The 22,047-nt window shown below is 44.3% G+C and carries 21 protein-coding genes; 6 read left to right on the top strand and 15 right to left on the bottom strand.

What is annotated here, in order from left to right:
• Positions 1–499 (bottom strand): 16S rRNA (adenine(1518)-N(6)/adenine(1519)-N(6))-dimethyltransferase (locus tag GX756_03655; protein NLC16954.1); only part of this gene is annotated, 499 nt, incomplete at its 3' end.
• Positions 500–629: 130 nt separating this feature from the next.
• Between GX756_03655 and GX756_03650 the strand changes: the two genes are divergently transcribed.
• Positions 630–1,079, top strand: a complete 450-nt coding sequence (locus tag GX756_03650; protein ID NLC16953.1) for a hypothetical protein — start codon at positions 630–632, stop codon at positions 1,077–1,079.
• Between the two features lie 50 nt (positions 1,080–1,129).
• Here GX756_03650 and GX756_03645 read toward each other — a convergent pair whose 3' ends face one another.
• The 5 genes from GX756_03645 to GX756_03625 form a co-directional block, all read right to left on the bottom strand.
• A complete protein-coding gene (locus GX756_03645; GenBank protein ID NLC16952.1) occupies positions 1,130–1,663 on the bottom strand; it encodes an AbrB/MazE/SpoVT family DNA-binding domain-containing protein in 534 nt (177 codons plus the stop codon).
• A gap of 126 nt (positions 1,664–1,789) precedes the next feature.
• A complete protein-coding gene (locus GX756_03640) occupies positions 1,790–2,200 on the bottom strand; it encodes a zinc-ribbon domain-containing protein (GenBank protein ID NLC16951.1) in 411 nt (136 codons plus the stop codon).
• Between the two features lie 18 nt (positions 2,201–2,218).
• The gene (locus GX756_03635; protein ID NLC16950.1) at positions 2,219–2,500 is read right to left on the bottom strand and encodes a hypothetical protein; all 282 of its coding nucleotides are present in this window, start codon (positions 2,498–2,500) and stop codon (positions 2,219–2,221) included.
• Positions 2,501–2,570: 70 nt separating this feature from the next.
• Positions 2,571–4,040 (bottom strand): HAMP domain-containing histidine kinase, encoded by a 1,470-nt coding sequence (locus tag GX756_03630; protein NLC16949.1) that lies wholly within the window; start codon positions 4,038–4,040, stop codon positions 2,571–2,573.
• A gap of 10 nt (positions 4,041–4,050) precedes the next feature.
• Positions 4,051–4,743 carry a response regulator transcription factor gene (locus tag GX756_03625; GenBank protein ID NLC16948.1) on the bottom strand — a complete coding sequence of 231 codons (693 nt, stop codon included), beginning with the start codon at positions 4,741–4,743 and terminating at the stop codon, positions 4,051–4,053.
• Positions 4,744–4,896: 153 nt separating this feature from the next.
• On the opposite strand from GX756_03625, the gene GX756_03620 reads away from it, so the two are divergent.
• The 5 genes from GX756_03620 (at position 4,897) to GX756_03600 (ending at position 12,087) form a co-directional block, all read left to right on the top strand.
• Positions 4,897–5,790: a DUF1295 domain-containing protein gene (locus tag GX756_03620; GenBank protein NLC16947.1), complete on the top strand. Its 894-nt coding sequence runs from the start codon at positions 4,897–4,899 to the stop codon at positions 5,788–5,790.
• A gap of 273 nt (positions 5,791–6,063) precedes the next feature.
• Positions 6,064–8,289, top strand: coding sequence for a formate C-acetyltransferase (gene pflB, locus GX756_03615; protein NLC16946.1), 2,226 nt, complete (start codon positions 6,064–6,066; stop codon positions 8,287–8,289).
• 96 nt (positions 8,290–8,385) lie between these two features.
• Positions 8,386–9,111, top strand: a complete 726-nt coding sequence (pflA, locus tag GX756_03610; protein NLC16945.1) for a pyruvate formate lyase-activating protein — start codon at positions 8,386–8,388, stop codon at positions 9,109–9,111.
• A gap of 146 nt (positions 9,112–9,257) precedes the next feature.
• On the top strand, positions 9,258–11,393 hold the full coding sequence (locus GX756_03605) for a ribonucleoside triphosphate reductase (GenBank protein ID NLC16944.1): 2,136 nt from the start codon (positions 9,258–9,260) through the stop codon (positions 11,391–11,393).
• Positions 11,394–11,397: 4 nt separating this feature from the next.
• Positions 11,398–12,087: an anaerobic ribonucleoside-triphosphate reductase activating protein gene (locus GX756_03600; GenBank protein ID NLC16943.1), complete on the top strand. Its 690-nt coding sequence runs from the start codon at positions 11,398–11,400 to the stop codon at positions 12,085–12,087.
• Here GX756_03600 and GX756_03595 read toward each other — a convergent pair.
• The 9 genes from GX756_03595 to GX756_03555 all read right to left on the bottom strand — a co-directional run.
• Positions 12,084–12,812, bottom strand: coding sequence for a ComF family protein (locus GX756_03595; protein ID NLC16942.1), 729 nt, complete (start codon positions 12,810–12,812; stop codon positions 12,084–12,086). The genes GX756_03600 and GX756_03595 overlap by 4 nt on opposite strands.
• Positions 12,809–13,831 (bottom strand): tRNA (adenosine(37)-N6)-threonylcarbamoyltransferase complex transferase subunit TsaD, encoded by a 1,023-nt coding sequence (gene tsaD, locus GX756_03590; GenBank protein NLC16941.1) that lies wholly within the window; start codon positions 13,829–13,831, stop codon positions 12,809–12,811. The genes GX756_03595 and tsaD overlap by 4 nt, the downstream gene beginning before the upstream one ends.
• Positions 13,828–14,929, bottom strand: a protein-coding gene (locus tag GX756_03585; GenBank protein ID NLC16940.1) for a peptide chain release factor 2 whose coding sequence is annotated in 2 segments (ribosomal slippage) — positions 13,828–14,853 and positions 14,855–14,929 — 1,101 coding nt in all. Because the reading frame shifts where the segments join, the coding sequence is not laid out codon by codon here. The genes tsaD and GX756_03585 overlap by 4 nt, the downstream gene beginning before the upstream one ends.
• A gap of 27 nt (positions 14,930–14,956) precedes the next feature.
• On the bottom strand, positions 14,957–15,028 hold the full coding sequence (locus GX756_03580; GenBank protein ID NLC16939.1) for a hypothetical protein: 72 nt from the start codon (positions 15,026–15,028) through the stop codon (positions 14,957–14,959).
• 3 nt (positions 15,029–15,031) lie between these two features.
• The gene (gene secA / locus GX756_03575) at positions 15,032–17,677 is read right to left on the bottom strand and encodes a preprotein translocase subunit SecA (protein ID NLC16938.1); all 2,646 of its coding nucleotides are present in this window, start codon (positions 17,675–17,677) and stop codon (positions 15,032–15,034) included.
• Between the two features lie 14 nt (positions 17,678–17,691).
• A complete protein-coding gene (locus GX756_03570; protein NLC16937.1) occupies positions 17,692–18,180 on the bottom strand; it encodes a YcxB family protein in 489 nt (162 codons plus the stop codon).
• The gene (locus GX756_03565) at positions 18,181–18,735 is read right to left on the bottom strand and encodes a hypothetical protein (GenBank protein ID NLC16936.1); all 555 of its coding nucleotides are present in this window, start codon (positions 18,733–18,735) and stop codon (positions 18,181–18,183) included.
• 75 nt (positions 18,736–18,810) lie between these two features.
• Positions 18,811–21,129 carry a SpoIIE family protein phosphatase gene (locus tag GX756_03560; GenBank protein NLC16935.1) on the bottom strand — a complete coding sequence of 773 codons (2,319 nt, stop codon included), beginning with the start codon at positions 21,127–21,129 and terminating at the stop codon, positions 18,811–18,813.
• 217 nt (positions 21,130–21,346) lie between these two features.
• Positions 21,347–22,047: ABC transporter permease (locus tag GX756_03555; GenBank protein NLC16934.1), on the bottom strand; the 701-nt coding region annotated here is incomplete at its 5' end.

The raw sequence follows: 22,047 nt of genomic DNA, 5'->3' as shown, positions 1-22,047 counted from the left end.
CTTGATACTTGCTGTCAATCCCCACGGTCAAAGCGCCGTAGTCTTTGGAAGCGGGTTTTGCCGTAATCCTTTGTCCCACTTCCAATTGCGCCATGACGGTAATGCTGGCTGGCGGGTTGTTAAAATCCAAAAGCTTAAAAATAATCGGAGTGGTTATATAATAAGGGAGATTTGCGACCACTTTGTAACTCGTTCCGATAAGTTTTAAAATATCCTCTTCTTTGGCGTCCAAAAAATCCCCAAATATAACTTGCGCGTTGGGGGCGTCTTTTAACGCGCGCTGTATAACGGGCCGCAAGCTTTTATCAATTTCATATGACACGACCTTATTGGCGCATTTGGACAAGACTTTGGTCAAAGAGCCGGAGCCCGCCCCAATCTCCAAAACATTGTCTTCAGAAGTTACTTGCGCGTCTTGGACAATGGCTTTTAACAGGTTGGCGTCGGTAATAAAATTCTGTCCCAAACTTTTTTTGAGTTTTTTGGCGTCAAAATCCATAGCATAATAATATCATTTAGCGGGCTTTTTGCAAATCTTTAGATGTCAAAAAACGCGCCTTAAATTCTTTGCTAAATTCTATTGATAATGATATAATTATACAAAATAATCCATTCACAAGGAGAAAACCTTGGATACCACCATAAAACAGTCCGCCAAGTTTGCGGTTTCAAGGCCGTCCATAAAACATAACTTTAGCGTTTATGTCAACGGCCAAAATATTGAAACCAATGTGCATTATTCGTATTATCAAGACAGCGAACTGATGCTGCCCGCGGGGTCAATTTTGATGGTTTTAGGGTTTAATGTGGAATACAACCATAAAGACAATTACACAAAAATTTATAAGACAAGCTATTTTGATTCGGACGCTATTTTAATAAGATATTCGTTTGACCAAAACGGCGATGTTTTGTTCTTTTATTATTCAAAAGGCGCCGAATATTTCTCAATCAGCACCCCGCCCAAGATTATCGCCAACGAACTATATCTTCCGGTTTCTTTTTTTGAAAAAGCTTTGGGCTGTAGCGTCAGTATTTCCAATAAGGGCAATATAGCCATAAATTCGCCAAATCAATAAAAACAAAAAATACGGTTTTTTAAAAAACCGTATTTTTTTAGTAGTTTTTTTTAAGTTAATTGTTTGCCCAAATAGTTTGCGGCAGAAGTCGCGACTTTTAGTTCAGGCTCGGCCAGCACCCTGTCTTTGGAAACCAAAACAACCGCCCCATAAGTATCACCTGCTGCAAGTATGGGCGCAATTACTTGGGAACGGTATGCATTGTCGTCAAACTTTATCTTGACAAGCTTATCCTTGGACACATTAAGTATGGTTTTTCTGTTTTCTATAGCTTGCTCAAGCTCGGCTGTAATGTTTTGCCCTATATATTCTTTTTTGGGCAGATTGGAAACCGCCACAATGACGTCTTTATCGCATATAATGACGCCGGTTTCCACGGTTTCGGCGATAGAATCCGCCAAAAAGACGGCATAGCCTTCTATGCTCTCCATAGGCGAATATTTGCGCAGAATCAATTCGCCGTTGCTGTCCGTAAATATCTCCAAAGGGTCGCCCTCCCTGATTTTCATGGTGCGCCTTATTTCCATAGGTATTACAACTCTGCCTAACTCATCAATTCTTCTTACTATACCGGTTGCTTTCATTTGTCACACTCCTTGTATATATAGTAATTATTATTTGACGCTAAAAATATACGCCTTTGACGCATAAATAAAAAAAACGGCCTCTTTAAAAGAAGCCGTTATGGATTTTAAAAAATTAAAAGTCTTTTATGTTATTAAAGAGCTAATAATCTTTTGTATATTTTGAAAGTCTTCAAATTCTTCAAAAGGTATTGTCGCAATGCTGACGATCGCCATGATTATTCCCGCCACAACGCCTATCGCGAGAGACACTAGCGCCACAACAAGACATGTTTTTGCGCTGTTTGGCCTGTAATCTCTCCATATAACATAAAGAGCCAAACCGATTAGCGGTGAAACAAAACTAAGAAATAATGCCAAACAGCCGGCATCGTCTATTTGAGGCCGCATAGACTGATGATAAGAAGGCTGCTGATAAGAATAAGACGAACCGGTATTATAAGTTTGCCCTTGCGGCTTAGGCAGCAATTGGTTGCCGCAAAAGGTGCAAAACACGCTGTCGTCGGGAACTTGCTTGTTGCATGTAGGACATATCATAATTATTTACTCCTTTTTTTAAAAAGGTATAAACGCCAGCCCGATTATTAACGCTATATATATTAACGCAGATATACCCGAGTATTTTAAATAAACCGCGGATACGGGCTTGCGGATATGCGCGATAAAGATTATTATGCCCGCGATAAAGCAAAGCAGACACAAAATAGCAAGAAAAACATTGGGCTTTTGGGCGATATCTTGTCTTATCGGGATATCCTGACTTTCAAATATAAGGGCGCTCCCGCAGAAAGAACAAAAGTTATTTCCCTCTCTTCCGCAATTTGGGCAATAAGCCATAAAAATCTCTCCGCATACAATTATAGCATTTTTCCAAAATTTTACAAGTAAATCATTATAAGTCCAAATTTTATTCTTGTTCGTTATTTAGGCTCATTTTCAAGTTAACTATAGTCCCTTGCCCGGGCTCGCTGCTTATAAGTATTTCGGCGTTGTGCGCGTCGGCTATTTTTTTGGCTATGCTAAGCCCAAGTCCCGTGCCAGAGCTTCTTGAGCGCGCTTTGTCCGCGCGGTAAAACCTTTCAAAGACATGGCTAAGATCCTCTTTTGAAATGCCGATGCCGTCGTCTTGGACCACTATATAGGCGTATTCCTCGTCCGAATAGCAGCTAACCTTAATCTCGCCGTCGTCTTTGGTGTATTTTATGGCGTTGTCTATGATTATTCTTATCAATTGTTTTATAAGCTCCCTATCGGCGTCCACGGTAAAAGCCATCATCTTGCCCGTTGATATTTTTCTGTTTTTGCAAGTGTGCTGGGTTTCTTTGATTATCTCTTCCAGCAAATCGTTCAAAAAGAAGTTTTCGATCTTAAGGTTGGCCGTTTTGTTGTCTGCGCGCGCCAAAAACAAAAGCATCTCAACCAAATTCTTCATATGTTGCGTTTCTTTAAATATGGCGTTAATGCTCTCTTCCAACACCGCCGGGTCTTCTTTGCCCCAGCGTTTTAAAATGTCGCTATAGCCTTGCAAAACGGCTATGGGCGTTTTGAGCTCGTGCGAGGCGTCGGACACGAACCTATCCTGGGCCTCAAAAGATTTTTGCAGATTGTCCAGCATGCCGTTGAGAACCTGAATCAATTCTTTTAACTCGCCGCTAGCCTTTCCTTCGTCCAGTCGGGTTGTAGAAAGGTTTTCCCTTGTTATTTTTCGGGTTAAGTTGGTTATCTTTCTTATGGGCGAGAGCAAAACGCCGCCCGAGAGTATGCCCACAATAAGCTGAATAATCAAGGAAAGCGGGATTATGATATAAACCGCCGTCTTTAGTTTTACCAGCAGCCTATAATCCGAAGATATATTTCTCATAAGATATATTTTATAATCTTGGCCGCCTATTATAACTTGCGCGGCGTAATACATGTTTTGGCCCCGGGCGACAGGGGTTTTGTCGGTTGGAATGTTTATGAGGCTGTCAAAACTAGGATTGGTCTTGGCAAGCGTGCCCCACAAAAAATTATCATTGCCGTCCAATATGACAATCTTTATTTCGGCCGCCTCAAACTCGGCGGCTTTTGAGTCCATTTTATCTTGGTCCAAGCCCGTCTTTAGCTCGTTTGCGATGTAATTATAATAATACTTTAGGTCCGCCTCGTGCGGACCTAAAGCGGATTTTTCTGAGATATAAACAATTATGACAATCAATACGATGCCAAAAAAAGTAAAAATAACCGCGTTTATAAGGGTCATCTTAGCGGTTATGTTGTAATTAAACCAAGCGTAAATCTTTTTGAAAAAATTAGCTATGGCTTTGGGTATAAACAACAAAGCGTTCAAAAATTTTACAAAAAACTTGGGTTTTTTATCTTTATCAATAGAGTTCAAAGTCAGCCCTTTAATTGTGTTCGTCTTTCAGTATATAGCCCGTGCCTCTTAAAGTATGGATAAGCTGCGTTCCGAATTTATAATCAATTTTGCTTCTCAAATATCTTATATACACGTCAACCACGTTTGTTTCGCCGTAAAAGTTATATCCCCAGACCTCGTCCAAAATTTGGTCGCGCGTCAGCACTTTGTTTTTGTTTTCAACCAAATACAGCAAAAGGTCGTATTCTTTTCGGGTAAGCTCCACGGGCTTGTTGTCGTATGTAACCGAGTGCTTGTTCAGGTTAATGACCAATTTTCCCACCCTGCGCTCGTCTTGGGAGTCTATTTCTTGGCCGTGGTTTGCATGGCGCTTTAGGATAGTTCTTATCCGCGCCAAAAGCTCTTCTATAGCGAAAGGCTTGGTCATATAGTCGTCGGCGCCCATGTCAAGGCCCATAACCTTGTCTATGGTTTGGTCGCGCGCCGTCAGCATAATAACGGGCGTGTTTTTGGTCATTCTTAGCCTTCTTAATACTTCCAGCCCGTTTAGCGACGGCAGCATAATATCCAAAATAATCAAATCGTAATCGCCAAGCTGGGCCTTTTCCAGCCCTTCCCTGCCGTCCGCCGAACACTCCGCTTCGTATCCCTCGTGTATCAGATCCAGCATAACCAGCCGCGAGATTTGAGGGTCGTCTTCTATAATCAGTATCTTTGCCATATTATCCGCCTAAGGTTTTTTCAAAATATTCTATAATTAATTATATATTAAATATACATAATTGTAAATGTTTCATTTGATAAGGGCGCGGTTTATAAAAATAATATAGGTAATGCAAGGCATTTATTATATTGTTATACGAGCGGAGGATTTATGAACAGACCGATAAGTTTTTTGGTTGTGACGGCTGTATATATTTTGGCTGCGGCGTTAGGAATTTTGGTTTTTGTCTTATTGAAACCGTTTTTCAACAATGATATTTTATTGACATTTATAGCCGATGTGTGCGCGACGCTTGTTGTGTGGCTGTTTGGGATTATTTTTAAAAACTCCAGCATATACGACCCTTATTGGAGCGTTCAGCCCATTGTCATAATATCGGCATGGCTTGTTTTGCGAGGACAACCTCTGAGGCTTGGGGATGTTTTGATGCTTATATGCGTTGGTTTTTGGGCGGTAAGGCTTACATATAATTGGGCGTCGGGCTTTATGGGCTTGACCAAAACGCAAGACTGGCGCTATATTATGCTAAAAGAAAAAAACCTCAAGCTGTTTTTTGTTACCAATCTTTTTGGAATCAACCTTATGCCAACCGTGTTAGTGTATTTGGGAACGGTTCCCTTATATTACGCGATTTTCGGCAACCCGTCTTTTAACTTTTTTACTTCTTTGGGCATGCTCATTATGATTATAGCGACATTAATTGAGCTGCTCGCCGACAAGCAAATGAAAGATTTCAGAAAAGACAGCGAAAACGCCCTAAAAGTAATGGACAAAGGCCTTTGGGCATACTCAAGACACCCCAATTATTTGGGCGAAATAGTTTTTTGGTGGGGCGTGTTTATTTTTTCCTTCAGCGACTTAAATACGCCTTGGTATTCTTTTGTAGGCGCGGTTTTGATTACTTTGCTGTTTTTGTTTATCAGCATTCCTATGATAGAAAAGAAATTGCTAAACACGCGTCCGGACTACGCGGAATATAAACAAAGGGTTTCCATGCTTTTGTTGCTGCCCCCAAAAAAAGAAGAATTGCCCGCCGAAGAATAAAATTGCCAAAGCAAAAATCTAACAAAACACTATAAGATTTAATGTTTTTGCGTGTCTTTTTGGCGCGCAAAGACATAATATTCTAAAATATTATATTATTCCAAAGAAACCGCAAAAAAGCTACAGTTTGACAACAAATTATCAAACCATTTTTGTAATTTTTTCACAGTATAATGCTTGCCAATACTAAGATTTTGGATGTATAATAACTATCCGCCCATTAGGGCTAAAAAATGTTAATGATTAATGAAAAAATTTAAAGGATATATACCTATGAGAAAAGAATGGAATGGGTTTAAAACGCATCTTTGGGAAAAAGATGTCAATGTGCGCGATTTTATCGTCGCAAATTACGAGCCCTATGACGGCGACCAAAGCTTTTTGGCGGGCCCCACCAAGCGGACGCTGGGCTTATTGGAAAAATATAACGAGCTTCATAAACTGGAACAAGAACGGGGCGGGGTGCTGGACATTGACACCGAAACCGTAAGTTCTCTGACTTCATATAAGCCTGGATATTTGGACAGAGACAACGAGCTTATCGTAGGGTTCCAGACCGACCAGCCCCTAAAGCGCGGCGTCAATCCCTTTGGCGGAATGCGCATGGCGCGGGCGGCTTGCGAATCTTACGGTTACAAGCTATCCCAAAAGATAGAAGACCAATTCAAATACCGCACCACCCACAACGACGGCGTGTTTAGGGTTTATACTTCCACTATGCGAAAAGCCCGCCGAAGCGGGATTATCACGGGCTTGCCCGACGCGTATGGGCGGGGCAGGATTATCGGCGATTATAGAAGGGTGGTTTTATATGGCGTGGATTACTTGATTGAAAAGAAAAAAGCCGATATGCAAGAGCTTGAGAATACCATAATGCTGGACGAAAATATTCGCCTAAGGGAAGAGGTTTTCCGCCAGATAGAATATTTGGACCAGCTAAAACAAATGGCGGCTATGTATGGATACGATATTTCCGAACCCGCCTCAAACGCCCAAGAGGCTGTGCAATGGCTGTATTTCGCCTATCTTGCGGCCATAAAAGAACAAAACGGCGCGGCCGAGAGCTTAGGCAGGGTATCCACGTTTTTGGATATTTATATCCAAAGGGATATCAAAAACGGCGTCATAAACGAAGAATTCGCCCAAGAGCTTATAGACCAGTTCGTCCTAAAACTCAGAATGGCGCGCCAACTAAGGACGCCCGAATACAACGAGCTGTTTGCGGGCGATCCGACTTGGGTTACCGAGAGCATAGGCGGAATGTGTCTTGACGGGCGGCATATGGTCACCAAAACTTCCTATAGGTTTTTGCGCACGCTGGAAAACTTGACCCCTTCGCCCGAGCCCAACTTGACGGTGTTATGGTCGGAGGGCTTGCCGCAAAACTTCAAAGAATATTGCGCTTATATCAGCATTGCCACCAATTCCATACAATACGAAAACGACGATATAATGCGCCCTATTTACGGCGACGATTACGGCATTGCCTGCTGCGTCAGCGCCATGAAAATAGGCGAGCAGATGCAATATTTCGGCGCGCGTTGCAACCTGCCCAAAGTGTTGCTTATGGCAATCAACGGCGGCAAAGACGAATTAAGCGGCGTCCAAATAGGTCCCCAGATGTCCGTATTGACAGGCGGGCTTAATTATAACGAGGTTTACCAAAGATTTAAAAAGTATATGGATTGGCTGGCGGCGCTGTATGTGGACACAATGAACATCATCCATTATATGCACGACAAATACGCATATGAGAAAATCCAAATGGCCTTGCACAACACCCATGTGGAAAGGCTTATGGCGTTTGGAATCGCCGGGCTTTCGGTCGCGGCGGATTCTTTGAGCGCGATCAAACACGCCAAGGTCCAAGCCATACCAAACGAGCAAGGCATTGTGGTTGATTATATCGTGGAAGGCGACTTTCCCAAATACGGCAACGACGACGAGAGGGCGGACTCCATCGCCCGCGAGATCGTTTCGTATTTTTACGAGGCGCTAAAGAAGCGTCCGACCTACCGCAACGCCAAGCATACTCTGTCCATTTTGACCATAACCAGCAATGTCGTATACGGCAAAAAGACGGGGTCCACGCCCGACGGCCGAAAGTTTGGCGAACCTTTCGCGCCCGGGGCTAACCCTATGCACGGCAGGGAATGCTGCGGCGCGCTTGCCTCACTAAACAGCGTCGCCAAAATACCTTACGAGGCTTGCTTGGACGGCATATCCAACACATTCAGCATTACCCCAAAAACATTGGGCGCCGACCTAAAAGAAAGGCAAACCAATTTGGTCAATATTTTGGACGGTTATTTCTCCCAAGGCTCGCACCATATAAATGTCAATGTTTTGGACCGCGAATGCCTATTGGACGCGCAAAAACATCCCGAAAAATACCCCAACCTTACCATAAGGGTGAGCGGCTACGCGGTAAGGTTTAACTCTTTAAACAAGATGCAGCAAGACGAGGTAATAAAAAGAACTTTTTTTGACTCGCTATAAAGCGTTTAGAGGTTTTCACAGGCTTTAAGCCCCCAAAAGCCCAAGCGCTTTTCGGGGCTTTATCGTATTGGGTTTATAGGGTATAATTAAACTAATATGAAAATAGGTTATGTCCATTCCATAGAATCATTGGGCGCGGTGGACGGGCCGGGCATAAGAACGGTGGTTTTTATGCAGGGGTGCGGCCTAAGATGCCGTTATTGCCACAATCCCGACACCTGGCGGCGCTCTTGCGGCGCGGTTTACACCGCCCGAGAGTTGTTTGTAAAAGTCATAAAATTCAAACCATATTTCATAAAAAACGGCGGCGTCACGGTCTCGGGGGGCGAGCCCTTACTGCAGGCGAAATTTTTGTATGATTTTTTTGAGCTTTTGAAAAAAGAATCCATCCACACCGCGATAGACACCGCGGGAATGCTCAACGACGATGTCAAAAGATTGCTTACCTTGACCGACCTTGTACTTTTGGACATTAAGCACACCGACCCGGTTGAGTACAAAAAATTGACGGGCGCGGATTTTGAGCCTACTTTAAAGATGTATCAATATTTGGTCGAAAATGGCGTTGATTTTTGGATACGGCAGGTCATAGTGCCCGGCGTCAATGACGCAAATTCCCAAATTAAAGCGCTTGCCAAATATTGCGTAAAAGCGCAAAGATACGAGCTCATCCCTTACCACACCCTGGGTATAAAAAAATGGCGCGAGCTTGGCCTTTCGTATTCATTGGAAGACGTAGCGCCGCCTTCCAAAGAATTAATGAAAGAATTGAGAAATATATTGGACGCCGAAGTCAATAATCTCAAGAAAACATCAAGATAAAAAATACAAGTTACCTTTGCATAATCCAAAGTTATACTAAAGCGGTTTATTATAATATTTTCTATATATTGTATTTTTAAATACATATTGACACTATATATAGTATATGATATTATGAATGATATCAAATATAAGGGAGCGAACATATGATAAAGGAAATATTGAAAAGGGATGGAACCGTTCAATCCTTTGACATTGAGAAAATTACCAACGCCATTTATAAGGCCGCTGTCGCAGTGGGAGGCGACGATCGCGAGCTGGCAAAGCGGCTAAGCGAGGAAGTTGTCAGAAAATTAGAACAAAACTTTGGCGGCAGACGTCCGCATGTGGAAGATGTTCAGGACATGGTGGAAAAAGTCCTTATAGAAAACGGGCACGCCAAGACCGCCAAAGCGTTTATTCTTTATAGAGAGAAACGCCATAGCGCGCGAAAAATCAACGCGCTTATCGGCGCGACCATTGACATGTTTGGAAACTATTTGGGCGAAAACGATTGGGCTATCAAAGAAAACGCCAATGTCCAAAAATCAGTCAACGGGCTCAATAACTATATAAGGGAATCGTTTACCAAAAAATATTGGCTTTACGAGATTTATCCCGTGGATGTGCGCAACGCGCACGAGAGCGGCGAAATCCATCTGCACGACTTGGGATTTTTCGGGCCCTATTGCGCGGGCTGGGATATAAGGCATATCTTGTTGCACGGGTTTGGCGGAGTGCCGGGCAAGGTAGAAAGCAAGCCGCCCAAGCATATGCGTTCGCTTTTGGGCCAAATCGTCAACGCGACTTTTACCACCCAAGGCGAGACCGCGGGCGCGCAAGCCTGGAGCAGCTTTGACACCTATCTTGCGCCGTTTATCAGATATGACAATATGACCTATGAGCAAGTAAAACAATGCTTGCAAGAGTTTGTGTTTAACATAAATGTTCCTACCCGCGTAGGTTTCCAATGCCCGTTTTCCAATTTGACTTTTGATATAAAAGTGCCCAACGCCCTAAAAGACCAGCCTGTGATAATAGGCGGAGCGGTCCAAGACGCCACATACGGCGAATTCCAAAAAGAAATGGATATGTTCAACTTGGCGTTTTGCGAGGTCATGCTGGAAGGCGACGCCAAAGGCAGAGTGTTTACCTTCCCCATACCCACCCTTAACATAACCAAAGAGTTTGATTGGGACAGCGAAGTGACCAACGCGTTTATGAAGATAACTTGCAAATACGGTATTCCGTATTTTGCCAACTATATAAACAGCGACTTAGACCCCGAGGACGCCGTGTCCATGTGCTGCAGGCTCAGGCTGGATGTGAGCGAGCTCAAAAAAAGAGGCGGCGGTTTGTTCGGGTCCAACCCCTTGACGGGCTCTATCGGCGTGGTTACTTTGAACCTGCCAAGAGTCGGATATTTAAGCAAGACCAAGCAAGAGTTTTTCGGGCATTTAAGAAGACTTTGCAACATCGCCAAGACATCGCTGGAGATCAAGCGCAAGATTATAGAAGACCAGACCGAAAAAGGATTGTATCCGTATTCGGCGCATTTTTTGGCGGGCGTAAAAGCGCGCACGGGACAGTATTGGCACAACCACTTTAACACCATAGGCATCGTGGGCATGAACGAGGCGCTTTTGAACTTTATGGGCAAGGATATAACCGCGCCCGAGGGCAAAGCGTTCGCTTTGGAGGTTATGCATTACTTAAGGGAAATAATGGTTGAGTTCCAAAAAGAAACAGGGCATATGTATAACCTTGAGGCCACGCCTGCCGAAAGCACAAGCTACAGGCTTGCCAAGCTGGACACCGAAAGGTATCCCGACATTATCGCAAGCGGCGTCAACGAGCCTTACTACACCAATTCAACGCAGCCGCCCGTAAACTTCACCGACGATATCTTTGAAACCGTGGAAAACCAAGACGAATTGCAGTCGTTATACACAGGCGGAACGGTGTTGCATTTTTATCTAGGCGAAAAAATTGACGATATTGAAGCTTGCAAAAATTTAATTAAGACCGTATTTAACAACTCCAAAATGCCGTATATTTCGCTCACCCCGACCTTCTCGGTATGCCAGGAGCACGGCTATATAGCGGGCGAGCATTTCACCTGCCCGCATTGCAACCAAGAAGCCGAGGTTTGGTCCAGAGTAGTGGGTTATTTGCGCCCTGTCCAAAACTACAACAGGGGCAAAAAAGAGGAATACAGGCAAAGAATAAAATATGTAATGCCCAACGATATGGAAAAAGTCAAGAAGCAGTTTGAAAGCTTATCGGCCGCTTCGGGAATATAAAAAGATGAAGATAGCAGGCTATATAAAAAATTCCTTCATAGATTATCCCGCACACATATCGTGTGCGGTTTTCTTAGGCGGCTGTAACTTTGATTGCTGGTATTGCCATAACAGGCCTTATATAAAATCAACGGGCGATATTGACGAGGGCGAGGTCTTGGCTTTTTTGGAAAAACGGAAAGGCCAGCTTCAAGGCGTGGTCATAAGCGGCGGCGAGCCCACGCTTAACAAAGAATTGCCCGAATTTATCAAAAAAGTAAAGGCGCTGGGCTATCCGGTCAAAATCGACACCAACGGCAGCCGCCCGAAAGTTTTGCAAAGCCTCATAGACCAAGGTTTGGTAGATTACATCGCTATGGACTACAAAGCCCCGCTTGAAAAATATGCCCAAACGGCAGGCGTTCCCGTTGACATTAACGAGATAAAAAAATCGGTTGAGATTATCCTAAACAGCGGCGTAGACTATGAATTTAGAACGACTTTCGCGCCCACATTGACCAAGCAAGACATAATCCAAATAGCCCAAGAGTTAAAAGGCGCAAAAAAATTTGTCTTGCAGCAATATAACCATGACGAGCAATATTGCCAAATTTTAGGAAAAAAGGTAAAACCGCACACAAAAGAATATTTCCAAGACACCTTAGAAGCTGTAAAACAAATCTTTCAAGGTCAAGCAACCTCAAGAGGACTTTAATAAAGTCCTTTTATTTTTTTGCGCGGCTGGGCCAAGACCAAGACATAGACTTGCCGCGCCTTTTGTTTTAACAGTATGCGGGCCAACTCGTCCATCGTCGCGCCCGTGGTCATAACATCGTCCACAATCAAGACGCTTTTGCCTTTTATATCGGCGTTATTATTTACCCAAAAATTATTCTTTACCTGTACGAGCCTCTCTTGTCGGGACAACCGGGCTTGATAGGGCGTATGCTTGATTTTATGCAAAAGGCCGTCTTGCATTTTTAGGTTATGGTTTTGGCAGATGATTTGGGCCAATAGTTTGGACTGATTATACCCCCGCTCTTTAAGCCTCTCTTGCGACATAGGCGCGGGCGCGACCAAGTCCACATCCCAATCCAAGCCGGCAAAATAATCGGACATCATCCGCCCCAGCGGCTCGCATAGGTATTTTTTGTTGCCGTATTTAAAGCCTTGTATCAGCTTTTGGGCGTTGCCCTCGTATATTAGAACGCTTCGCGCGAACAAATAATGCGGCTTGTAATTTTTGCAGTCCTGGCAAAAAACTGACATGCTTTCTAATACTGTTCCGCATTTTTGGCAAAAGTTTTGGTCGTTAAACTCTAATTTACACTCGCTGCAGATAGAATTCTTAGGATTGTTAAAAATCTCCCTGTCGCTAATAATACATTTGTAATCAGGCGGGAAAAAGGTTTTTGTCAACCAATTAATAATTTTTTTCATAACGAAGGCGCGGCGTTAAGGGTCATATCCGCGATATTGACTTTATTAATATAATTATAATATCCCATTGAGGCCACCATAGCCGCGTTGTCCGTGCACAGCTTGGGGCTTGGGACATAGACATTTATATCGTATTTATTGCCCATTTCTTTAAAGCGCCGCCTAAGGTAACTATTGGCGGCCACGCCGCCCGCCAAAGCTATATTCTCATATCCAAGGTTGCGCGCGGCGTCAAAAGCCTTTTGGACTATGGGTTCCAAAGCGTAATAGGTAAAGGAAGCGCATATGTCGTTTATGTTTATTTCTTGGCCTCTTTGTCGGGCGTTGTGCAGGTAGTTTATCACAGCTGTCTTTAGCCCGCTATAACTGAAGTTATAATCGTCGCTGATGATTTTTGCCGTTTTAAAAAATTCTATATTGCGTTTGCCCAGTCTTGCCCTTTTGTCTATTTCAGGCCCGCCCGGATAGCCCAATCCCAGCGCCCGCGCCACCTTGTCAAAAGCCTCGCCCGCTGCGTCGTCCAAGGTCGCGCCCAAAATCTCATAGCGCGTATAATCCTTAATGTCCGCAAGCTCTGTATGCCCGCCGCTTACCACGGCGCACAAAAACGGGGGGACGAGGTCGGAATTGTCAAGATAATTTGCGGCGATATGCGCCCTTATATGATCGACTGCGATAAGCGGCTTATTCAGCAAATAACTAATCGCCTTTGCCGCGCTCACCCCGACCAGCAGCGCGCCCACAAGCCCGGCGCCGTAAGTCACCGCCACGGCGTCAATATCGTTTGGCGCGATATTGGCTTGGGACAAGGCTTGGTCCAAAACATTGACAATAGCCATAGTATGGTTGCGGGACGCGATCTCAGGGACGACGCCGCCAAAGCGCTTATGGATGTCTATTTGGCTTGATATTATATTGCTCAAAACCTCGCGGCCGTTTTTGACCATGGCGGCGCTAGTTTCGTCGCAAGAAGTTTCTATGCCCAGTATCAAAACATCGTTTTGTTCTTTAATAATCATTGCGTTTTTCTCAAATAATCGTTGATAAACCCGTCAATCTCGCCGTCCATTACAGCCTGGACATTGGGGTCTTCATAGCCTGTGCGGTGGTCTTTTACCAATGTGTAAGGGCAGAAAATATACGAGCGTATTTGGCTGCCCCATTCAATTTTTTTGATTTCGCCTTTTAGGCTTTCAATCTTTTGTTGGTTTTCGCGCTCTTTTAATTCCGCCAATTTGGAAATAAGCATTTTCATAGCCGTCTCTTTGTTTTGGGTTTGGGAGCGCTCGTTTTGGCACTGCACGACAATGCCCGTAGGAATATGCGTTATGCGCACGGCTGACTCCGTCTTGTTGACATGCTGTCCGCCCGCGCCGCCGCTTCTGTATGTGTCAATTTTAAGCTCGTCGGGCTTAATTTCTATATCGGTGTCTTGTTCGATTTCGGGCGCGACTTCCACGGACGCAAAAGACGTGTGGCGTCGGGCGTTTGCGTCAAACGGCGAAATCCTTACAAGCCTGTGGACGCCCTTTTCGGCTTTCAAAAACCCGTAAGCGTTAGGCCCTTCCACTATAAAAGTGATACTTTTTATCCCCGCGCCGTCGCCTTCCAGATAATCTATGACTTTTACGGAAAAGTTGTTTTTTTCGGCGTATCGCGCATACATCCGATACAGCATTTCCGTCCAGTCTTGCGCTTCGGTTCCGCCCGCGCCGGCATGAAGCGTCATAATCGCGTTATGCGCGTCATACTCGCCTTTTAGCAAGGTTTGGAGATTAAGTTTTTCAATATCCTTTTTTAAATCTTCAAAATCTTTTATGATCTCGTCCGCCAAAGCCTCGTCTTCCTCGGCCTCGGCAAGCTCTATCAACTCCGCGATCTCGTCCGCGCGGTTTGATATATCTTTATAACCATCGGCTTTTTCTTGAAGTATTTTTAGCTTTTGGTTGACTTCTTTGATTTCTTGCAGGTTTTTATAAAAATCCTCTTGGCTTTGCCGTTTTAGCAGCTGGTCTATCTCTTTCTCGATCTTGGCCAAGTCAAAGAGAGTCTCCTATCGCCTTTAAGGTCGTTCGGCATTGCGCTAGTTCGTATTTGACGGTTTCTAACTTTATCATTATTAAATGTCTCTCCTGTTTATGGTTTTATACGACGCTTCCGCAGCAATTTTTATATTTTTTGCCGCTTCCGCAAGGGCAAGGCTCGTTCCTGCCCACTTCTTATTGGGACACCGCGGGCTGGGCTTTTTGGGGCGCGCCGATGGCTTTTTGCAAGACAAGCCCGCCGCCGCGCGCGGCTTTTAATTCCATCCGTTGCTGTTCGCGCCTTACGGGCGCTCTTTCAATGTTGACCCTCATAAGAAACTGCACGGTATGTTCTTTGATGCGGTCTATCATCTCGTCAAACATCTCAAAGCCTTCTTTTTTATAGGCGATTACGGGGTCTTGCTGACCGTAGGCTCTCAAGGTTATGCCGCGGCGCAGCACATCCATTGCGTCTATGTGTTCCATCCACTGCGAATCCACCACCCTTAGCAGCACCACGCGCTCAACCTCGTCAAAATTTATGCCCATTTCTTTGGCCAGTTCTCTTTTCTTGTAGTAATAATCGGTCATCTCGTTTATTAAGTTTTCAATGATATCGTCAACATCCCATTTGGACAGTCTTTCTTCGGTCAAAAACTCTTTTTCATGCGGCAAAAGATAGCGCTCTATGTCCCTGTTAAAGCTTTCAATATCCCACTCTTGCCAATCCACAGTGCGATCGGCGTGGAACTCGGTTATGACTTGGGCTTGGTGCCGCATCATTTCCATTATCTCGTCGTGCACGCTTTCGCCCATCAGAACCTTATTGCGCTGGGAATATATAATCGTTCTTTGGGTGTTCATTACATTGTCATATTCCAAGACATAACGCCTTATCGAGAAGTTTCTGCCCTCAACGGTCTTTTGGGCGCCTTCTATGCGCTTGGTAAGCATCTTCATAGCCAAGGGCATATCGTCGTCAAGCCTAAACATCTCGGCTATGCGCTTCATCCTGTCCCCGCCAAACAACCTGATAAGGTCGTCTTCCATGCTCAAATAAAAGATAGAAGAGCCGATATCGCCCTGCCTGCCCGCCCTGCCGCGAAGCTGGTTGTCTATCCTTCGCGATTCATGGCGCTCGGTGCCTATGACCCTTAAGCCTCCCAGAGCGATTACCTCTTCTTTTTCTTTTTGGGTCTGGGCGTAAAACGCGTCGTAATGTTTTTTGAATTCGGCTTTTGCCGCCAAGACCTCGGGGTCGTCCGTAGGCGCGTAAGAAGTGGCGGCTTCTATAATTTCGTCTTTGTATCCTAACTCCCTCATGCGCCGTTTCGCCATAAACTCGGGGTTGCCGCCCAAAAGAATATCCGTTCCGCGTCCCGCCATATTGGTTGAAATGGTAACGGCGCCCTTTCTGCCCGCTTGGGCTATAATTTCGGCTTCTAACGCGTGGTTTTTGGCGTTAAGCACATTATGGGGTATGCGCTCGCGCGCTAGATGCCGCGACAACTCTTCGCTTTTTTCAACGGTAACCGTGCCTACCAGCACGGGCTGGCCGCGTTGGTAACATTCTTTGATGTCGGCCACAATAGCCCTTAGCTTGCCCGCGTGGGTTGTATAGACTTGGTCTTCCTCGTCCACCCTAATCATCGGCTTGTTGGTAGGGATAACAACGACATCCAAGTTATATATAGCGTTAAACTCGCTTTCCTCGGTCTTGGCCGTGCCCGTCATGCCCGAGAGCTTTTGATAAAGACGGAAAAAGTTTTGGAAGGTAATGGTCGCCATCGTCTTGTTTTCGTCTTGGATGCGCACATTTTCCTTGGCTTCTATCGCCTGGTGCAATCCGTCGCTATAGCGCCTTCCTATCATAAGACGGCCGGTAAACTCGTCCACGATTATGACTTCGCCGTCTTTGACGATATAATCGTTGTCGCGTTTCATTATAAAATGCGCGCGCAAAGCGTTGTTTATATAATGATACAATTCGTCGTTTTCAGGGTCGCCCAAGTTTTCCACCGCAAAATATCTCTCGGCTTTTGCGACGCCCGCGTCGGTAAGGTGGACGGTCTTTTTTTCCTCGTCCAAGTCAATATCTTCGGGCTTTAGATATTTGGCGAACTTGTTGACTTTAATATACATATCCGAAGACTTTTCGCTGCGGCCGCTTATAATCAAAGGCGTGCGCGCTTCGTCTATTAAAATTGAGTCAACTTCGTCCACAATGGCAAAATGCAAATCCCTCAGCACCCTGTCGCGGGCGTTAATAACCATATTATCTCTTAGGTAATCAAACCCAAGCTCGTTATTGGTGCAATATGTCACATCGGCGCTGTAAGCTTGGCGCTTTTGGTCGTTGTTCATGCCCGGTATGGACACGCCCACGCTTATGCCCATATACCTAAAAACTTTGCCCATCCATTCGGCGTGCGTTTTGGCAAGATAGTCGTTGACCGTAACTATATGCACGCCCTTACCGGTTAAGGCGTTAAGGTAGGCAGGCAAGACCGCGACCAAAGTTTTGCCCTCGCCCGTTTTCATCTCGGCGATTCTGCCCTGATGCAGAACAATGCCGCCCAAAAGCTGCACATGGAAATGGCGCATCCCCAAAACCCTTTCGCTGGCTTCGCGCATCGCCGCGTAAGCGTCGGGCAAAAGATCGTCCAAGGTCTCGTAATTGTTTTGCAGCCTGTCTTTTAGCCAAGGCGTAACGGCCCTTAACTCGTCGTCGCTCATGGCTTTATATTTGTCCGCCAAGTTTTCTATCTTGGCGGCGATGACTTCAAGTTTTTTTAACGCTCTTTTATTATCCGAGCCCAATATAGCCTTAATAAGCCCCATATCTTTATCCTGCCTTATTTATTTTTTATTGCGGATTTTCTTTTTTTTAATCCCGCTTGATAATATTCTTTTAACAAACTTTGAGCTTGCCCGCCAAGCGCCCTCTTGGGCAAAATAAACACGCTGGCCTTGTTGAGCTTTAAAACAAACAGGTTTTTATATTCCAACAGCTCAAATATATATTCCCACCTTATTTTGCCGCTTTTTCTGATTTGGATAAAATCCGGGTTTAACTCCACCGTTATAACGTCGTTTTTGAGCGTTTGGACGCTTTTTTTAAATACGGCAATAATTTTAAAAAGCGTCAGCAATATAAAAAGAACGGAGAAGACGACTATCAAAACGCCCATTCCCAAAAGATTAGTGTTATTTAAAACTGCGCCCGCTATTATAAGCCCCGAAAAAGCCAAAACAATAACGCCCCATACTATGAAAGTGTTGCGGTTGGCGCTTTTGTAGTAATCTATAAGATCGTCCTTAGTCAGCGTGAAGTTAATTTCCATTTAGCGGTTCCTTTTGGCTTGGATTTTTTTGCGATACTCGTTTATATTTTGTTCTTTCAGGTTTTGCTTAAGCCAATTTAGGTCTTGAGGCGAAAAAGCCTCTTTTTTGAGTATAAAAGTATTAATATCGCTTTTTAGTATTATATATTTTTGGTTTTCAAAATGGATTTTATATTGCCCCCACTTGATAATATCCTTTTTGCCGTCGGCGTATGAAACGACGGCGCGTTCTTGTTCTATGGAAATTATCCTTTGGCCAAACATCGCCGGGCCTTTTTTGGTCGCCAATACGCGCATGCCCGAAAAAGCCATAACGCCCAGCCCGTAAATAACGCCCGCGCCCAGCGTCAAAACGCTCAGCAAATACAAGTTTTGGTAATAGTTTTGCCAATCCACCACAGGCGTAAGGCGGTCCAACGCAAAGACCATAAGCCCTATAAACCCCAGGACAACGCCCGCCGCCAGTATAACAATAGCCGTCTTGATATACGCGAGGGTATAAAGCCAAAACAACTCTTTTTTTGAAAGAGCAAATTTTATTTCGGCGTTTTCCATCAAAAAAACCTCAAACTAAATTATAGCATAAATATTATTATGTTTACAACAAATCATTATTTTTTAAATACTTAATCAAAGCAGCGGGAAAATACGCGCGCATATAACCGACATATCGTCGTGAGGCGCGCTCTTGTCGGCTTTTACGCAATAGTCCAAAATGGTATCGGCCATCACTTGGGGGTTCAAAGTGTTGATTGAGTCCACAAACGCCTTGTAAGAGCCAAAATCCTTAAACACGTCGGTAACCCCGTCGGTAGATAAAATTATCATATCGTTGGCTTTTAATAATTTTCTAAACACCGTGGGCTTGGCCTCTTCCAAAATACCCATAGGCAACGAGGCGCCTTCTATAATCTCGCTGTCAGGCCCGTGTTTTAAAATCCCGTAAGGCGCGCCCAGCTTTATAAAATCGCAGGCGCATTCGCGCAGATTGATTACGCAAATATCCAGCGCCGAAAAACTCTCGTCGTCGGTATAAGCCAAAAACTTATTGACGCTTGATAGTATTGTCATATTATCAAAACCCGCTTTATAAAAATTTTCTATAAGCGCCAGCGCCGTATTGGACAGTCTTTCGGCGCTTTGGCCCGCGCCCATGCCGTCGCAAAGCGCCATCAAAAACTTGTCGTCGCTGATTTTCTCAAAACTATGGCGGTCTCCGCTTATCGCGTTGCCCGCTTTGGGCGCGCAGGCCGCGCCGAATATAACATCGTAAGGCGGCGCGGTTTTGAGGGTTACTATGTTCCAATTGCTGTCGGGCGCGGCCTCTTCGCTGATTATCCCCATTTTTTTGTTCAAAACTTTGGAGACTATCCTTTTTACGCTTTCCGCGTCGTAACTGCCGCTCATCAAAACAAGCTCGGCGCTTACGCACCCTAATTTTTCTTGGCTTAAGATAGCTTCCTGGCAGATAATATCGTTATAGGTGAGCTCTTCCAGCATCGCGCGCTCGTTGTTTAAGTCAAACGAAATGCCCTGCCTTGTTTCTTCGGCCACGCTTAGCATCATTTTGGAGATGCCGCCCAATTGTTCGGCGACCAATACCCTTGAAATATCCAAATTTTCAATAACAAGATTGTCTTTTTTGTAATTTTCTATCATATCGTTAATCAAATTTAATAGCGCATTGACTTTATCGCACCTAGAGGTAAGGTAGGTTGGAACATCAATTATGGTCGCGCGCCCTTTTTTGAGCGCGGGGGCTAGCATATCTTTAAAACTCATTATAATATCGTCTTTATATTCGTAACATCTCGGGTAATTTAGACAAGACGAGCAAAGCCTAAGCGGAATCTCGTCCGCCATGACATCTATTGTTTTGTCCAAAGGGATATTGCCCCTTACCGAAGTCCTAAAAATCCTGTCCATATCAGAAAAAATACGGCTTAGGTTTTTAAGGCGCTTGTATAATTGTTCTTTGGCCCTGTTGACTATGTTTCTGGCCGCCAAAGCGGTATTGGCGCCCACAAATAATTCCCTTATTCTCGTTAGCGCCGCTTTCGGCAAAAAGACAAAACAAACGCCGCCCGCCGCCAAAGCCAATACGGAAACTACGCCGTAATTAAAATAAGAATTAAAATAAAGCCCAAACACAATATCGGTTAAAACAGGCGCGGTTGCGGTCATAATTTTGGATATCTCGGTAAACAGGCTTGCGGTAAGCGCGCAAGCCACAAATGACGCGGCGTAAGTAATGTCTTTGGTCGCAAGAGTCACCCCAAGTCCGCAAAAAACCGCGTAACCGCAGGCGGGCGCTGCGCCCACAGAATAAACTATTATAAGCATAGTCAGGCAAAAAACAGCCCTTACTACGGCTTCCCCTACAAAATCAAAAGACGCCAAGCCGTTAAACAGCGCGACGATAAAAAAAGCAAGACAGGCCAGATCGTTTTTGTTAAGGCGGTATTTTAGACCCCGAACGATAACGCTATGGCAAACCGTAACGCACGCGTATAAAAAGACCATTCCAAACATCAGGTTTAACACGGCGTTTAGCGCGTTATAGCCGACAGAAAAACATACATATAAATAGCCGCCTTGACCCAAAAACGCGTATAAAAACAGCAAGGGCAAAGTCATCGGCTTTTTTGCCTTTAGGTGAATGATAGAGACGATAAGCATAACCAATACTATGCATACGGCGCTTATCAAGGAATTTATGGTAGGCTCTATAATGGCGCAAGCCGCGAAATATAACAAAGAAACAACCAGCGCGTTTTGCCCAAAAAACACCAAGGCGACATACAGCCCCCACGCAAAAGGCCTTAATGAGTCAATATTGGCGCGCGCCAGCGTAAGCATGACCAAAAAATATGTAAGATATTTTAAAAATATATAAAGCCTTATTTTCTTTTTGTCAATATTTTCAAAACTTTTTGTGGTTATTCTCATCCGCTTCTCCCTAAAAAAATGGCAAACACAAATTACAGCATATAAAAATATGCCCGCATAATCCTTTTGATTTTGTCAGATTTTGAAAATATAATAATATAATCTAAATTAGCGGAAAACAATAAATTGCTAAGAAATATAACAAATTAGGAAAAAAATAAGACGCATGCGATTATAATACGCCCCAATCATAAAAACTATTTATCAATAAAATTATTTATTGCTCGTTGTTCTTTAGCGCCTCGCCAATAGGAACTTTGGCGATTCTGCGGGCGGCGAGCGCCCTTGACAAGCCGTAAACTGTCGCGGCGACCAAAAAAGCGATTAGCGCGGTCCACCATGAAATAACGGGGTTAACCATTACGCTCATTCCTTGCGTAAAGCGGTTGAGTATATACCCTATAAACCATAAATCCAAAGGATACGACAAGATCAAGCCTGCGGCGGCAAAGAGTATCCCGCCGTTTAGGATAAGCGAATTGACTTTGGCTGACGAATACCCAAACATTTTGAATAAAGCTATATTATATTTGTTTTCTTCCAAGATCAAATCCACTATTATATACACAAGCACGACGGCGACTAAGACCGCTGAGACGCCAATGATAAATATCGCCGCGATCAGCGCGCCCAGCGCCTGGTCTATTGTTTTTAAGAGATAGTCGTAAATATCGGTATAATCGGCTTCTTCCATATCGGGCAAAACAGTCTGGCTGATTATTACATTGTAGATATTGTCAAAAGATGTATTATAGGTCTTATTAAACTCCTCAATCAAAATATCCTTTGGGAAAAATATTACATCGCCCAATATATAATCGCTGATTGTTTTTATTTCGTATTCCCAATCGTCAAAGGGCAGGCTTTTGTGGATTATTTTTATTTTGTCGCCCGCCTTGACGCCTAAGTGTTTTGCCG

The organism is Clostridiales bacterium (assembly GCA_012512255.1).
GTDB lineage: Bacteria > Bacillota > Clostridia > Christensenellales > DUVY01 > DUVY01.
This window is presented reverse-complemented; position numbering and strand designations above follow the sequence as displayed.

Coding starts and splice junctions, on each gene's coding strand:
- GX756_03645 (NLC16952.1), bottom strand. CDS start 1,663: ATGAAAGCAACCGGTATAGTAAGAAGAATTGATGAGTTAGGCAGAGTT.
- GX756_03640 (NLC16951.1), bottom strand. CDS start 2,200: ATGATATGTCCTACATGCAACAAGCAAGTTCCCGACGACAGCGTGTTT.
- GX756_03635 (NLC16950.1), bottom strand. CDS start 2,500: ATGGCTTATTGCCCAAATTGCGGAAGAGAGGGAAATAACTTTTGTTCT.
- GX756_03625 (NLC16948.1), bottom strand. CDS start 4,743: ATGGCAAAGATACTGATTATAGAAGACGACCCTCAAATCTCGCGGCTG.
- GX756_03620 (NLC16947.1), top strand. CDS start 4,897: ATGAACAGACCGATAAGTTTTTTGGTTGTGACGGCTGTATATATTTTG.
- pflB (NLC16946.1), top strand. CDS start 6,064: ATGAGAAAAGAATGGAATGGGTTTAAAACGCATCTTTGGGAAAAAGAT.
- pflA (NLC16945.1), top strand. CDS start 8,386: ATGAAAATAGGTTATGTCCATTCCATAGAATCATTGGGCGCGGTGGAC.
- GX756_03605 (NLC16944.1), top strand. CDS start 9,258: ATGATAAAGGAAATATTGAAAAGGGATGGAACCGTTCAATCCTTTGAC.
- GX756_03600 (NLC16943.1), top strand. CDS start 11,398: ATGAAGATAGCAGGCTATATAAAAAATTCCTTCATAGATTATCCCGCA.
- GX756_03595 (NLC16942.1), bottom strand. CDS start 12,812: ATGAAAAAAATTATTAATTGGTTGACAAAAACCTTTTTCCCGCCTGAT.
- tsaD (NLC16941.1), bottom strand. CDS start 13,831: ATGATTATTAAAGAACAAAACGATGTTTTGATACTGGGCATAGAAACT.
- secA (NLC16938.1), bottom strand. CDS start 17,677: ATGGGGCTTATTAAGGCTATATTGGGCTCGGATAATAAAAGAGCGTTA.
- GX756_03570 (NLC16937.1), bottom strand. CDS start 18,180: ATGGAAATTAACTTCACGCTGACTAAGGACGATCTTATAGATTACTAC.
- GX756_03565 (NLC16936.1), bottom strand. CDS start 18,735: ATGGAAAACGCCGAAATAAAATTTGCTCTTTCAAAAAAAGAGTTGTTT.
- GX756_03560 (NLC16935.1), bottom strand. CDS start 21,129: ATGAGAATAACCACAAAAAGTTTTGAAAATATTGACAAAAAGAAAATA.